Origin of the sequence: Variovorax sp. ZS18.2.2, from assembly GCF_024701975.1 — a bacterium.
Lineage (GTDB): Bacteria > Pseudomonadota > Gammaproteobacteria > Burkholderiales > Burkholderiaceae_C > Variovorax.
This window is the reverse complement of the sequence record NZ_JANLNM010000007.1, coordinates 183,825-196,115: the sequence shown is the minus strand read 5'-3', so window position 1 is coordinate 196,115 and position 12,291 is coordinate 183,825. Positions and strand designations below refer to the sequence as shown.

The following is a 12,291-nucleotide window of genomic DNA, read 5'->3' as shown; positions in this document are numbered from 1 at the left end:
GCCGAAGAAATACACAAAAGGAGACAACGCCCATGCCATCCCTCGATCCCACCCGGCGCCATGCCGTGGCCGCGCTGGCGGGCAGCGCATTGCTTTCCGTGCTGCCCTCGCGCGTGTTCGCGCAACAGCAACAACCACCGCTGCCATCGCTCATCAAGCTCGTGGTCGGTTATTCCGCCGGCGGACCGGTCGACGGCGCGGCGCGCCTGCTCGCGCCCGCGCTGTCGCAGGAACTCGGCACGCAGGTGATCGTCGACAACCGCCCCGGCGCCGCCGGCTCGCTCGGCGGCAACGCGGTTGCCAAGGCGTCGCCCGATGGCGCCATGCTGTTCTTCGGCGCGAGCCCGACCATCACGATCAACCCGAACGTGCAGCGCAGCATGCCGTTCGATCCGATGAAGGACCTGACACCCATCGCGCCATTGGTGGACTACACCAACGTGCTCGTGGTCAACAAGGACCTGCCGGTGCGCAACGTGGCCGAGCTGCTGGCCTATGCGAAGGCCAAGCCCGGCAAGCTCTTCTACGGCTCGGCCGGTGTCGGCGCCTCCAACCACCTGAGCGGCGCGCTGCTGGAGAAGATGACCGGCGTGCAGCTCACGCACGTGCCCTACAAGGGCAGCGCGCCCGCGCTCGCCGACGTGATGGCGGGCACGGTGCCGATGATGTTCGACATCATCGCGACCTCGCGGCCTTTCATCCAGTCGGGGCGGCTGCGTGCGCTGGCGGTCACCTCGCGTCAGCGCAACCGCATGCTGCCCGACGTGCCGACGATGATCGAATCGGGCGTGGCCGACTACGACGTGGGCGGCTGGTTCGGCCTCTACGGCCCGGCGCGCATGGACCCGGCGCTGGTCGCGCGCATCAACGCGGCGGCGCACAAGATGCTGGCGCGCGAAGACATCGCGAGTCGCCTGCGCGAGCAGGGCTACGACGTGTGGTCGGGCGGGGCGGAACTGCTGGCGACCAAGGGGCAGTCCGATCGCAAGCTCTGGGCGACCGCGTCCAAGGGCATCGAGGCGGAATAACCGATGCACCACCGCATTCACAGCCTGCTCGAAGAACGCGCGGCTCGCACGCCGGAAGCCGTCTTCCTCTTCGAACCCGGCGGCACCACCAGCTACGCGGCGCTGCAGGCGATGGCCGACACCGCCGCGCAAGACCTGCTGGACGCCGGCGTGCGCCCGACCGACCGCGTGGTGCTGGTCGCCGAGAACTGCGCCGCCCACATCGCGCTGCTCATGGCATGCAGCCGCGTCGGTGCGTGGTCGTGCGGCGTGAATGCCCGCATGGCGCAGGGCGAGATCGCGGCCATCGTCGAGCGTGCGGATGCGCGCCTGTGCTGCTTCACGGCCGGCGCCTCGGCAGCCGCGCGACTGCATGCGGAGCGTGCAGCCGCAACGCCGGGCGGGTTGCCGGGCGTCATGTACTCGGCCGTTCGCGCCGAGGCGCGGCCGGAGCCCGATGCGGCGCTGGCCGACACGGCCGCGATCATCTTCACTTCGGGTACTTCAGGCACGCCCAAGGGCGTGATGGTGTCGCACCGCGGCCTGCTGCACTTCGGACGCGTGTCGGCCGGCGTGCGTTCGCTCGACGGGCACGACCGCGTCTATGCGTTCCTCCCGATGACGCACATCTTCGGCATCGGCACGGTGCTGATGGCCGCGCTCACGGGCGGTGCATCGCTGGTGCTGCGCGGCAGCTTCTCGCCGGCCGATGTGCTGGACGCGCTCGCCAATGAACAGGTGTCGAACCTGCTCGGGCCGCCGACGATGTATGCGCGGCTGCTGGCGCACATCGAGGCCGAGCGTGCAGTGCCGCGTTTTCCGCGGCTGCGCTACGTGTACACCGGCTCCGCGCCGCTCGACCCCGGGCTCAAGCAGCGCGTGGAGCGGTTATTCGGCCAGCCGCTGCACTACGGCTATGGCCTCTCGGAGTACGCGGGCTCGGTGTTCCTCACGCGCACCGAGGCGCCGCGCGCGGACACGGCGGCCGGCCACGCGGTCGAGGGCGGCGAGGCGCGCATCGTGGGCATCGACGGCCAGGACGTGCCGAACGGCGAGACCGGAGAAATCTGGTTGCGCGGCCCCGGCCTGATGCTCGGCTACTTCCGCGATGCAGCCGCCACCGCGCAGGTGATGCGCCCGGGCGGCTGGTATGCCACCGGCGACCTCGGGCGCTTCGGCGACGATGGCGCGCTGTTCGTGGTCGGGCGGCTGAAGGAAATGATCATCCGCTCGGGCTTCAACGTGTACCCGGCGGAGATCGAGGCGGTGATCGGCCGCTTCGAGGGCGTCCACCTGTGCGCGGTGGTCGGCGTGCCGGAGGCCGATGGCAACGAGCAGATCGTTGCCTTCGCCGAGATGAAGCCTGGCGCATTGCTCGACGAGACGGCACTGCGCGCGCACCTGGCCGAGCACCTCTCGCCCTACAAGCGGCCGGCCCGCATCGAGGTGATCGACGCCATGCCCACCACCGCCAACGGCAAGCTGCTCAAGCGGGAACTGCAAGCACGGGCCCGGCAGACCTCAGATCTGCAGGAAGGTCGCCGATGACGATGCTGCGGCCCTTCTGCGTGTCCATGTACTCGCGCATGCGGGCGATGCGGCCCTCGCGCAATTCGAGGATGAAGCAGTAGTCGTTGTCGTAATGCCGGCCGTTGGCGAGCGTGGCCCGCAGGCGCATCTCGAGCACCACGGTGTCGCCGTCGCAGAGCAGGAGGGTGAAGTCCACCGAGACGTCGGCCACGAAGAGCTTCGGAAATTCCTCCACGAGAAAACGCACGATCGTGTCGGGTCCGATCATGTGGTCCGTGAAGCCGAGGGCCACGCCGGTGGCGTTGTCCTTCGGTGCGAGCCATTCGGCGTCGTCGGTGAAGGCGGCGCGGATGCGCCCGGGGTCGCGGCTCGCAAAGGCCTTCCATGCCTCGGACACGGCGCGCTTGTTCTGTTCGGGTGTCATGCTGCTTTTCGGTGGGGAGTAAAGGAGCGGCCGACGATAGGTGCGGTGCCCCGCACGGGCACGCTGCTTCCGGACATCTCCAACCTCTGCAGCGCACCCTCGGATTTATCCTGCAAGGAGGTGCGCTGCCGTCCGCCAGCCGGGCGCTCGCGGACGCTGCATCGTGGTGGCCTTCAACAAGGAATCCACACCATGGCCGATGACCTGAGCAAGCGCGGACCGCAGGATGCAGCCCGCATCAACGTCAATGAATCCCACGAGGTCCGCTACTGGACGCAGACGCTGGGCGTGACCGAGGCGCAACTGCGCTCGGCCGTCGCTGCCGCCGGTGTCGAGGTGAAGGACATCCGCACCTACCTCGGGAAACCCTGAAACCCTGCATCCTCGGATATGGGTGCTGAAGGCGTAGGCACGCTCCTACACCTGGCCGGGGAGGCGGGCACGATACTTGTTGCCTTCTCCCCCGCTTCAGGAAGTTTCCCCGTGACCGTGTCTCCAGCCGCCCTCCGCCGTGTGGGCTGCGCCCCGACCAGGGCTGCAGCGCAATGAAGTCGTCGCCCGGAGCGCGCAGCTGGATCGCTGCCGGCGTGCGCCACGAACTGCTCACGCGTGCCTTGCCCGCGCTGCGCCACGACATGGCGGCGCCTGTCTCGGTGGTGCGCATGGCGCTCCTGATGCTCAAGCGCCAGGTGGCCGCCACCCCCATCGATCCCGCCGCCTGCGAAGAGCGCGTGGCCCTCATCGACAACCAGGTGTCGGAGCTGGTGGAAGCCATCCGGTCGTTGCGCGACTGGGAACTGGCCACCACCGACGACGGCATCACCCGCAGTGCGCTGGTGGCGCAGTGCGTGAACCTGATGCGCTCGGCCTTCGACTTGCATGGCGTGACGCTCGACGTCGACGCCGCGCTCGACGAACCCCAGGAAGACGAACCCCGCTGGCCCGCGGCGGCCGCGCTGCGCTACCTGTTCCTGGGCGCGCTGGGCTACCTGCACGACGGCGCGGCCGAAGCCGGTGCGATCCGCATCGAGCCGGTCGGCACCGATGCGCTGCGCCTGGTCGCGATGCCGCGCGAAGCCGGCAGCGTGAACCCGGTGCTCGACGCGCACCGCGCGCCGCGCGCGCTGGCCATCGATGCCGTCGCGCTGCAGAACCTCGCCGAGGACATGGGCTACGCCATTGCGCTGGAAGGCGACAGCGTGCGCTTCGCGCTCGCGACCGGCTGAAGCTTGCGCCGCCCGCCGGTGCGCCGTTCGTGTGCTTGCGCCTGCCGGTTCGTCCGCAGGAACGCCAGCAGCCGCCGCTCCGCCGCATACAGGCCGCGCGAAGGCCTGGTGGCGCGGCCCGCGATTTTCTCGAACAGCGCGGTGGCCGCATCCTCGTCGTCGTTCGCGAGCGCACTGCCCAGCGCCAGCACGGCCGGGTGCACATAGGCTTTCTTGCAGACGGCCGGTGTGTTGCCTAGCTGCTTGGCGACCGCGGCGAGGATGTCCTTGGCGCTGTAGCGGCTGCCGTTGGCGGCAACGCGGCCCGGCTCGCAGGCCAGGCGCGTGAGTTCCAGCGCCTGCACCGTGCCGTGCCAGGTGCGGAAGTCCTTGGCGGTGAAGCGCTCCCCCTCAGAGGCTTCAGCGATGTAGTCGTTGACGTCGGTGGACGAAACGCCGCGCAGCTCACCCTCCTCGTCCGCGTACTGGAAGAGCGCCTGCCCCGGCAGTTGCTGGCACTGGCGCACCACTTTCGCCACGCGCGGGTCTTCCAGCTTCGCCTCGTGCATCACGCCGCTCTTGCCCTTGAAGCGCAGCCTGAGCGCCGTGCCCTGCACGGCCGCATGGCGGTTGCGCAGCGTGGTGAGGCCGAAGGAGCCGTTGCTGTTCGCGTATTCCTCGTTGCCCACGCGCAGCAGCGTGGTGTCGAGCAGGCGCACCAGCGCGGCTAGTACCTGGCTGCGGCCGGGCACCTTCCGATCTTTTTCAGGCTGCAGATCGCGCGTCACCCGGGCGCGGATGCGCGGCAGCGCGAGTGCGAAGGCCTCCAGCCGGTCGAACTTGGTCTCGTCCTTCATCACGCGCCAGTCGGCGTGGTAGCGGTATTGCTTGCGTCCGCGCGCATCGAGGCCGGTGGCCTGCAGGTGGCCGTTGGGCAGGGGGCAGATCCACACCTGTGTGTAGGCCGGCGGAATGGCCAGCATGCGGATGCGGGACAGCTCGTCCACATCGCGCAGCCAGCGGCCTCTGGCATCGCGGTAGCGGAAGCGCTCGCCCTGCTTCAGGCGGCGGATGCCGGGCATGTCGGGGTTCACATAAACCAGCCCGTTGGCAATGGGCGTGGGCTTGGAAGGCGCCTTGGCGGGCGGCCTGGGAACGGGCGAGGTGGAGGCCGGCATGGGGTTTGCGTCTGGAGATGCATCCGCTTGTGCCAGCACCGACAATCGCCCGGTGTAGGACGCCGCAAGCTGTTGGTGCCTCCCTTCCACTTATCTCCGCCCGAAAAATCATGCTTCCTCGCTGGACCTCTCTCTGCGCCCGCTGGTCGGCGCTGTGCGCCGCGGCACTGCTCGCCACGGCCTGTGCCTCGACTTCGCCTGCACCGACTGCAACGGCCGCGCCCGTCAAGGTGAAGGTGTTCGTCGCCGCCATGTTCGAGATCGGCCAGAACACCGGCGACCGTGCCGGCGAGTTCCAGTACTGGTACGAGCGCTATTGGAAGGGCGCCAAGCCGATGGCCGTGCCCGGCGCGCTGCAGCCCGTGTACTGCAACGCCGACGGCGTGTGCGGCGCGGTGCTCGGCATGGGCAAGGTGAATTCGTCGTCGTCGATGCAGGCCATCCTGCTGAACCCGCAGTTCGATTTCTCCGAGGCCTACTACGTGATTTCCGGCGTGGCCGGCACGCCGCCTTCGCGCGGCACCATCGGCGAAGTGAGCTGGGCCACCTGGCTCGTGGACTACGACCTCGGCCACCGCTGGGCGCCCGAGGAGAACAAGGCGGGCGAGCCGACCTTCATGCCGCGCAAGGGCTACGAGGACTACCGCCGCTTCAAGCTCAATCCCGACCTCGTCGGCTGGGCCATGAAGCTCTCGGCCGACACGCCGCTGAAGGATTCGGAGTCCGCCCGCAAGTACCGCCTGCGCTACCCCGATGCCGCGGCGCGCCGCGCGCCCTTCGTCGGCACCGGCACGCACATGACGGGCGACACCTTCTTCCACGGCCCGGGCATGTCGAAGCAGGCGCAGTACATCGCGAAGCTCTACGGCGCCGACGACTACGTCATCACCGAAATGGAAGCCGCCGCCATCACCCTCGTGATCAAGCGCACCCACGGCACCGACCGCGTGATGAGCCTGCGCGGCGCGGTCAACTTCGACCAGGGCAACCCGAAGGAAAGCACGCTGCAGCACCTGGACCCGGCGCCGGGCGAGACGGCGGGTGGCTTTGCGGAGACGGTGGAGAACATCGCGCTGGTCGGCACGCGCGTGGCGGACCATATCGTCGCGCAGTGGTCGACATGGTCGGCGGGCGTGCCCAAGCCTTGAGCGGGCTGGTTGTTTCCTTCGCAGCACCCGCGCCGTGATAACCCGCGAACGACCACTGTGGCTGGCCGTGCAGAACATCCGCTGCCGCTGGCGGAAGCCGGAGCGGCAGCTTGTGCAAGCCCGTCAGCGCAACGAGGCGCCCCTGCGTCAGCCGCTCACTGGCCTGGAGGCCTCCCTGGCGCAGCCTATGACGGCGTCCCGCGTGTTGTGGCAGGAGATCATGCTGGACCCCGGAGGCCAGCCCTACGAAGGCCAGCTCGCCATCTGGCGCCCGTGCAACGCACAGCAGCTTCGCCAGTACGGCTACTCGCTGCAGCCGCAGACCGCCCCCAGCACCATCGGCATCGGCATCGGCATCGACCACTGGCACGGCGCTGCCACGCGCCACAGTGGGCAGCCACATGCGTTGGGCGTACTGCGCCCGGGCCAATGGATGCGTGTGATCACGTACCGGCGCGCCAACGGCTGGGACTACTGGGCCTGGGAGCGGCAGGTGACCAACCTGCTGTGCGTCGACGGCACGCAGTCGCTCGACTTCTTCGCGAGCACGCCGCCGCTGCGCGAACTGATTGAAGAGCCTTCGCTTTATTGAGCACGACCGAGCGCTACGGCATTGCACCGGGCTGCAGGTGCCACGTCACCGTGAAATCGAAGGGCGTCCAGCGGCCGGTCTTGACGCCCGCGCTTCTGAGGCCGCGTCCGGTCCAGGTGTTGCAGGTCTCGAAGAGGTTGTAGCCGCCTTCGGCTTCGTAGAAGGCGTCCTGGTTGTCGTAGTGCGCGCCCGCAATCGGCGTTGCGCGGCCTGAGGGCAGCGAGGCGCGCACGTAGTCCACGAGCTGCGCGTACTGCGCCTGCGAAAGCGGCAGCTTGTAGGCGCCGCGCCGCATCTGCGCACGCTGCAGGTACGTCACATGCATCAGCGCCCGGTTGCCGCCCGCGAGCGCACCGAAGGCGCGCGCGACGGTCAGATCGGCCCAGGTGGGCGTGTGCAGGTAGAACTCGCGGTCGCCCCAGCCGATGGCGATGAAGTCGGCGTCGGGCGGCACGGCCTTGAAGTCGGCGAGCGGAAAGAGCTGCTGCCAGTCGATGGTCGCGGAGCGGATCGGGAACACGAGGTCGGTGTGCACGCCGTTGCTCAGCACCCAGGCTTCCAAAGCGGGGGCTTCCGCGGGCGGCTTCGCATTGGCCGGCCACAGCACGAGCGCACAGGCCACCGCTACATACAGACCCACCGCGAGCACGAACCCCAGCAGCGTGAAGGCGATGCGCCGGAGCCAGCGTTTGATCATCACGGCTTCTTCAGAAGAGCGACGCGGTGGTCGCAGCCGGCTCTGTCGTCGAGCGCACTGCGCCTGGGGGTGCCAGCGCCTCCGGGCTGCCGGCCTTTGCCAGCGCCCCCACGCGCACGCCCAGCAGGCGCAGCGGCCGCTCCAGCGGCACGCGCTTCAGGCACTGCCCGCCGACCTGCCGGATGGTCTTGCCATCGGCGGTGAAGTGGTCGATGGTCTGGTCGCGCGTGGCGATCTTGAAATCGTCGTAGCGCAGCTTGATGCCGATGGTCTTGCCTACATAGCCCTTGCGCTGCAGGTCTTCGGCCAGCTTCTCGCACAGGTGCGTGAAGATCGCGCCCAGCTCGGCGCGGTCGCGCACCGCGTGCAGGTCGCGGTCGAAGGTGGTCTCGCGGCTCATCGAGACCGGCTCGCTCTCGGTCACCACCGGCCGGTCGTCGCGGCCCCAGGACACCTCATGCATCCATGCGCCGGTGGCCTTGCCGAAGTTCTGGATCAGCCAGTCGCGATCGCGCGCTGCGAGCTGGCCGACGGTCTCGATGCCGAAGCGCTTCAACTTCTCGTCAGCCTTGGGGCCGATGCCGTTCACCTTGCGGCAGGGCAGGGGCCAGATGTGGCTCTCCAGGTCGCCTTCGTGGACCACCGAGATGCCGTTGGGCTTGTTGAACTCGCTCGCCATCTTGGCGATGAGCTTGTTGGGCGCCACGCCGATGGAGCAGGTCAGGCCGGTGGCGTCGAGGATCGATTTCTGGATCAGCCGCGCCAGCGAGCGCCCGCCGTCGCGCTGGCCGCCGGGCACGTCGGTGAAGTCGATGTACACCTCGTCCACGCCGCGGTCTTCCATGAGCGGCGCGATCTCCAGGATCACCTGCTTGAAGGCGCGCGAGAAGCGCCGGTACTCGTCGAAATCGACCGGCAGGATCAGCGCCTGCGGGCACAGCTTGGCGGCCTTCATGAGCCCCATCGCCGAGCCGATGCCGAACTGGCGCGCGGGGTAGGTGGCGGTGGTGATCACGCCGCGGCCCGCGTAGTCCTTCAGGCGCGGAAAGGCCTCGATGGGAATGTCGGCCAGCGCGCCGCCCTCGGGCAGGTTGCGGATGGCCTCGTCGACGCTGCGGCGCCCGCCGCCGATCACCACGGGAAGGCCCTTGAGCTGCGGATAGCGCAACAGCTCGACCGACGCGTAGAAGGCGTCCATGTCGAGGTGGGCGATGCGGCGTATGGGGCCTGTCGAGGAGGGCGGGGAACTCACGGAAACGATTGTCTCGCGGCCGGACGGGTTCCGCCCGCCGAGGGGCACCGGTTCAGCGTGTTTCGACGGTCACGAGCAATGGCGAATCGAACATCGCCACGGGCGAGATCACCGGCTCGTCCATCGGCACCTTGTCGCCGTAGCGCTCGCGCATCTTGGCGCGCACGGCAGGGTCGCCGAGGTTGAACTCGCGGATCTTCTGCAGCTCGCCGATGCGCACGCCCAGCGCGCGCTGGTAGAGCTTCCACACGAGCTCGGAGCAGTAGATGCGGCCGTCCGACCATTCGAAGGTCAGGTCGTAGGGGCGGCCCGCGAAATCGGCGGTGCGGGCATGCAGGCGGGCCACGGCGCCGGGTGTCAGCAGCTTGTCCGCATCGCGCAGGCGCTTGACCACGTAGTGGCCGCCGTTGCCGCGCGCCGTCCATTGCGCGAGCGGCGTGTAGCGCACGGTAGCGACCGCCTCGAACACGTAGGGCTTGCCGTCCCGCAGCAGCACGATGCCCATGTGGCTGTAGCGCGAGCCCGTGGCGCGCTGCACGGCCACGCTCTGGGCCGAGCGGGAGGTGTGGAAGATGATGTCGCCGTCCTTCAACGCCACCGCGTGCGCGGCACTGCCTGCCAGCAGAGAGAGGAGAGGGGCGAGCAGCGCGGTGAAAAGGGCCTTCATCATGCGGGGCATTTTGCGCGATGGCGCTTGCGCAGTGCAGCATGCCGGTGCCATCATCCGCGCCATGCAAACCGTCGCCTCCATCCTCTGGCGCAGGCTCGATGCCCCGGGCCACGACGCCTGCCGGCTCGAGCGCAATGCCTCGGCCTGGCAGCTCGATGGCGCCGCAGTGTTCCGCCACGAGAGCGGCCGCATTGCCCAGCTGCACTACCGCGTGCGCTGCGATCTGCACTGGCACACGCAGTGGGGCATGGTGCGCGGCTGGCTCGGCGACTCGGCCATCGAGCTGTCGATCGCGCGCGATGCGCATGGCCACTGGAAGCTCAACGACGAGGCCGTGCCCGACCTGTCGCACTGCGTGGACCTCGACCTGGGGTTCACGCCCGCCACCAACCTGCTGCAGTTGCGAAGGCTCAATCTCTCGCTGGGAGAAGCGGCGGATGCGCCGGCCGCGTGGGTGGATCTCGATGGCGGCGGGGTGCTGAGCGAGTTGATGCAGCGCTACGAGCGGCGCAGCGAGAGCGAGTACGCGTATGTGGCGAAGCGCTTCGACTACGAGGCGGTGTTGAAGGTCACGCAGGACGGTTTCGTGAGCGACTATCCGCGGCTCTGGGTCGCCGAAACCTAGTCGAACTGGGAGCGATCCCCCGCCACCAGCGCCCGATTGCGCCGCCGGTCCACGGCAATCTCATGCGCGAAGTCTTCGATGCTCCCGCCAGCCGGGAGGTTGTACGCAGCGCGTAGCCGTGCGCGCACCGTGTCGCTGCGCAGCACGCGGTTGATCTCCGCATTGAGCCGCTGCACCACCACTGCCGGCGTGCGCACCGGCGCGAAGATCCCGAAGAGCGAATCGCGATTCGCCCGCTCGTACCCCAACTCCGCGAGCGTCGGCACCTCGGGCAGCGCCTCGATGCGCGCAGGCGCCCCCACCGCCAGCGCCTGGAACCGCCCCCCCTCGATGTACTGCAGCTGCTGCGCCGCGACGTTGGTCGAGAGCACCTCGAACTGTCCGCTGAGCGCATCGTTGAGCTGCGGGCCGCCGCCCGCATACGGGATGTGCGTGATGTCGGTGCGGCTCTGCATGCGCACCTGCGCGAGCACCAGGTGCCCGATGGTGGCGACGCCCGAGGTGGCCCAGCGCACCGCGCCGGGCTGGCTGCGGGCGCGCGCGATCAGGTCGCCGAAGCCGTGCCCCGTGAAAGCCGGCGTGCCGACCACCAGCACCGGCGTGCGCATCACGCTCGCCACCGGCGCAAAAGCGCGCAGCGGGTCGTAGGGCACGCGCGCGATCAGCGGGTGCAACGTGAGCGGGCTGATGGCGGAGAAGGCGAGGCTGCTGCCGTCGGGCGCGGCGCGCGAGAGCGCATCCATGCCGATGCTGCCGCCCGCGCCGGCGCGGTTCTCGATGAGCACCGGCACGCCCAGCGCCTGCGAGAGCGGGTCGGCCAGCACGCGGGCCATGCCGTCGCTCACGCCGCCCGGCGGATAGACCACGATCAGGCGCACAGGGCGGTTCGGCCAGGGCGATGAGGATGGCGCGGCGTGCAGCAGGTGTGGCATGCCGCAGGCAGCGGCCAGCGCGATGCCCGTACTGCGCACGAAATGGCGACGGTGCAGCGAGACCTCGCTCATGACCCGGGGTTCTCGCTCGCGTGCCTGCGCAGCAGCGCGGCGAAGTGCTGCGCGGGCAGGTTGTCTTCTTCCACGCGCGACACCAGCGTGAGCGGCGCGTCGAGCTGGCCGCCGTCTGCAAGCCGCGCGTAGGCGATGGCATGCGCGTGCACGCCGGTCATCGAGGCCGGCACCACCGACAGGCCGACACCCGCGGCCACGAGATTCAGGTTGGTCATCATGCGGTCCACCTCGGCCACCACGCGCGGGCGCAGGCCCTTGGCGTGGCACAGCGCCAGCAGCTCGGCATAGAGGCCCGGCGCGCCCGGACGGCGCACGAGGATGATGCCTTCCTCGCACAGCCGCGCGAGCGGCAGCGGGCGCGAAGCCTTGCTGCGCGCGAGGGCAAAGCGATGGTCGCTGGGCATCGCGACCAGCACCGGCTCGCGCAGCAGCGTCTCGAAGATCAGGCCCTCGGGCCGCGCCACCGGCACGCGCAGCAAGCCGCAGTGCAGACGGCCCGCCGCCAGCGCTTCGGTCAATTCAGCCGCGTTGTTCTCGCGCAGTTGCAGCTCCACGCCCGGATGCTCGCGGCGAAAGGCGCGCAGCGCCTCGGGCACGAAGCGGTGCGCCGCGGCCGAGCTGGTGAAGCCCACCGCGAGCGTGCCGACTTCGCCATTGGCCACGCGCGCCATGCGCTGCTTCATGGCCTCCATGTCCTGCAGCATGCGCAGCGCCTCCACTTGGAAGAGGCGCCCCGCATCGGTGAGTGCCACGCCGCGCGGATGGCGGCGGAACAGCAGCACGCCCAGCTCGCGTTCCAGCGCCTTGATGGTCTGGCTCAGCGGCGGCTGCTGGATGCCCAACTGCTCGGCGGCGCGCGTCATGTGGCCGGTCTCGGCGACGGCCACGAAATACCGGAGCGGTCTCATCTCCATGGTGTCTCCATATTTTTTTAGTATTGAAACGACCTCTTTATT

14 protein-coding genes are annotated in these 12,291 nt (G+C 69.2%); 7 read left to right on the top strand and 7 right to left on the bottom strand.

All coding sequences use genetic code 11. The features are described from left to right. The first annotated feature begins 32 nt into the window (after positions 1-32). Together NU688_RS24740 and NU688_RS24735 are read left to right on the top strand one after the other, a co-directional pair. Positions 33-1,028 (top strand): tripartite tricarboxylate transporter substrate binding protein, encoded by a 996-nt coding sequence (locus tag NU688_RS24740; RefSeq protein ID WP_257863473.1) that lies wholly within the window; start codon positions 33-35, stop codon positions 1,026-1,028. A 3-nt stretch (positions 1,029-1,031) separates the two neighbouring features. Next, a complete protein-coding gene (locus tag NU688_RS24735) occupies positions 1,032-2,555 on the top strand; it encodes a class I adenylate-forming enzyme family protein (RefSeq protein WP_257863472.1) in 1,524 nt (507 codons plus the stop codon). Here NU688_RS24735 and NU688_RS24730 read toward each other — a convergent pair. Then, entirely contained in the window at positions 2,494-2,961 is a 468-nt protein-coding gene (locus NU688_RS24730; protein ID WP_257863471.1) for a nuclear transport factor 2 family protein, read from the bottom strand. The genes NU688_RS24735 and NU688_RS24730 overlap by 62 nt on opposite strands. Before the next feature lie 192 nt (positions 2,962-3,153). Here NU688_RS24730 and NU688_RS24725 point away from each other — a divergent pair, with 192 nt between their 5' ends. Further along, entirely contained in the window at positions 3,154-3,333 is a 180-nt protein-coding gene (locus tag NU688_RS24725) for a DUF3606 domain-containing protein (RefSeq protein WP_042578428.1), read from the top strand. 173 nt (positions 3,334-3,506) lie between these two features. Beyond that, positions 3,507-4,187 (top strand): hypothetical protein, encoded by a 681-nt coding sequence (locus NU688_RS24720; RefSeq protein WP_257863470.1) that lies wholly within the window; start codon positions 3,507-3,509, stop codon positions 4,185-4,187. Here the strand turns inward: NU688_RS24720 and NU688_RS24715 are convergent. Beyond that, positions 4,133-5,344, bottom strand: a complete 1,212-nt coding sequence (locus tag NU688_RS24715; protein ID WP_257863469.1) for a DNA topoisomerase IB — start codon at positions 5,342-5,344, stop codon at positions 4,133-4,135. The two genes, NU688_RS24720 and NU688_RS24715, sit on opposite strands and share 55 nt — an antisense overlap. A 110-nt stretch (positions 5,345-5,454) precedes the next feature. Between NU688_RS24715 and NU688_RS24710 the strand changes: the two genes are divergently transcribed. Further along, entirely contained in the window at positions 5,455-6,492 is a 1,038-nt protein-coding gene (locus NU688_RS24710) for a purine nucleoside permease (RefSeq protein ID WP_257863468.1), read from the top strand. Positions 6,493-6,679: 187 nt separating this feature from the next. Beyond that, on the top strand, positions 6,680-7,084 hold the full coding sequence (locus NU688_RS24705) for a hypothetical protein (protein ID WP_257863467.1): 405 nt from the start codon (positions 6,680-6,682) through the stop codon (positions 7,082-7,084). Positions 7,085-7,097: 13 nt separating this feature from the next. Here NU688_RS24705 and NU688_RS24700 read toward each other — a convergent pair whose 3' ends face one another. Genes NU688_RS24700 through NU688_RS24690 form a run of 3 tightly spaced genes read right to left on the bottom strand, consistent with a single transcriptional unit; the run spans position 7,098 to position 9,703 of the window. After that, entirely contained in the window at positions 7,098-7,781 is a 684-nt protein-coding gene (locus NU688_RS24700) for a TIGR02117 family protein (protein WP_257863466.1), read from the bottom strand. A 10-nt stretch (positions 7,782-7,791) separates the two neighbouring features. Beyond that, complete coding sequence (gene dinB, locus NU688_RS24695) at positions 7,792-9,033, bottom strand: DNA polymerase IV (protein ID WP_374684684.1); 1,242 nt, start codon at positions 9,031-9,033, stop codon at positions 7,792-7,794. Between the two features lie 52 nt (positions 9,034-9,085). Beyond that, the gene (locus tag NU688_RS24690; RefSeq protein ID WP_257863465.1) at positions 9,086-9,703 is read right to left on the bottom strand and encodes a YiiX family permuted papain-like enzyme; all 618 of its coding nucleotides are present in this window, start codon (positions 9,701-9,703) and stop codon (positions 9,086-9,088) included. Positions 9,704-9,764: 61 nt separating this feature from the next. Here NU688_RS24690 and NU688_RS24685 point away from each other — a divergent pair, with 61 nt between their 5' ends. Beyond that, the gene (locus tag NU688_RS24685) at positions 9,765-10,328 is read left to right on the top strand and encodes a putative glycolipid-binding domain-containing protein (RefSeq protein WP_257863464.1); all 564 of its coding nucleotides are present in this window, start codon (positions 9,765-9,767) and stop codon (positions 10,326-10,328) included. Here NU688_RS24685 and NU688_RS24680 read toward each other — a convergent pair. Next, the gene (locus NU688_RS24680) at positions 10,325-11,332 is read right to left on the bottom strand and encodes a tripartite tricarboxylate transporter substrate binding protein (RefSeq protein WP_257863463.1); all 1,008 of its coding nucleotides are present in this window, start codon (positions 11,330-11,332) and stop codon (positions 10,325-10,327) included. The two genes, NU688_RS24685 and NU688_RS24680, sit on opposite strands and share 4 nt — an antisense overlap. Then, on the bottom strand, positions 11,329-12,249 hold the full coding sequence (locus tag NU688_RS24675) for a LysR substrate-binding domain-containing protein (protein WP_257863462.1): 921 nt from the start codon (positions 12,247-12,249) through the stop codon (positions 11,329-11,331). Before NU688_RS24675 ends, NU688_RS24680 begins: the two co-directional genes overlap by 4 nt. Positions 12,250-12,291: the final 42 nt, after the last annotated feature.

What these genes read in the sequence shown, in the direction of transcription:
- NU688_RS24680 (WP_257863463.1), bottom strand. Translation starts at nt 11,332, where the DNA reads ATGAGCGAGGTCTCGCTGCACCGTCGCCATTTCGTGCGCAGTACGGGC.
- NU688_RS24720 (WP_257863470.1), top strand. Translation starts at nt 3,507, where the DNA reads ATGAAGTCGTCGCCCGGAGCGCGCAGCTGGATCGCTGCCGGCGTGCGC.
- NU688_RS24740 (WP_257863473.1), top strand. Translation starts at nt 33, where the DNA reads ATGCCATCCCTCGATCCCACCCGGCGCCATGCCGTGGCCGCGCTGGCG.
- NU688_RS24685 (WP_257863464.1), top strand. Translation starts at nt 9,765, where the DNA reads ATGCAAACCGTCGCCTCCATCCTCTGGCGCAGGCTCGATGCCCCGGGC.
- NU688_RS24735 (WP_257863472.1), top strand. Translation starts at nt 1,032, where the DNA reads ATGCACCACCGCATTCACAGCCTGCTCGAAGAACGCGCGGCTCGCACG.
- NU688_RS24700 (WP_257863466.1), bottom strand. Translation starts at nt 7,781, where the DNA reads ATGATCAAACGCTGGCTCCGGCGCATCGCCTTCACGCTGCTGGGGTTC.
- NU688_RS24705 (WP_257863467.1), top strand. Translation starts at nt 6,680, where the DNA reads ATGACGGCGTCCCGCGTGTTGTGGCAGGAGATCATGCTGGACCCCGGA.
- NU688_RS24690 (WP_257863465.1), bottom strand. Translation starts at nt 9,703, where the DNA reads ATGATGAAGGCCCTTTTCACCGCGCTGCTCGCCCCTCTCCTCTCTCTG.
- NU688_RS24710 (WP_257863468.1), top strand. Translation starts at nt 5,455, where the DNA reads ATGCTTCCTCGCTGGACCTCTCTCTGCGCCCGCTGGTCGGCGCTGTGC.
- NU688_RS24675 (WP_257863462.1), bottom strand. Translation starts at nt 12,249, where the DNA reads ATGGAGATGAGACCGCTCCGGTATTTCGTGGCCGTCGCCGAGACCGGC.
- NU688_RS24730 (WP_257863471.1), bottom strand. Translation starts at nt 2,961, where the DNA reads ATGACACCCGAACAGAACAAGCGCGCCGTGTCCGAGGCATGGAAGGCC.
- NU688_RS24715 (WP_257863469.1), bottom strand. Translation starts at nt 5,344, where the DNA reads ATGCCGGCCTCCACCTCGCCCGTTCCCAGGCCGCCCGCCAAGGCGCCT.
- NU688_RS24725 (WP_042578428.1), top strand. Translation starts at nt 3,154, where the DNA reads ATGGCCGATGACCTGAGCAAGCGCGGACCGCAGGATGCAGCCCGCATC.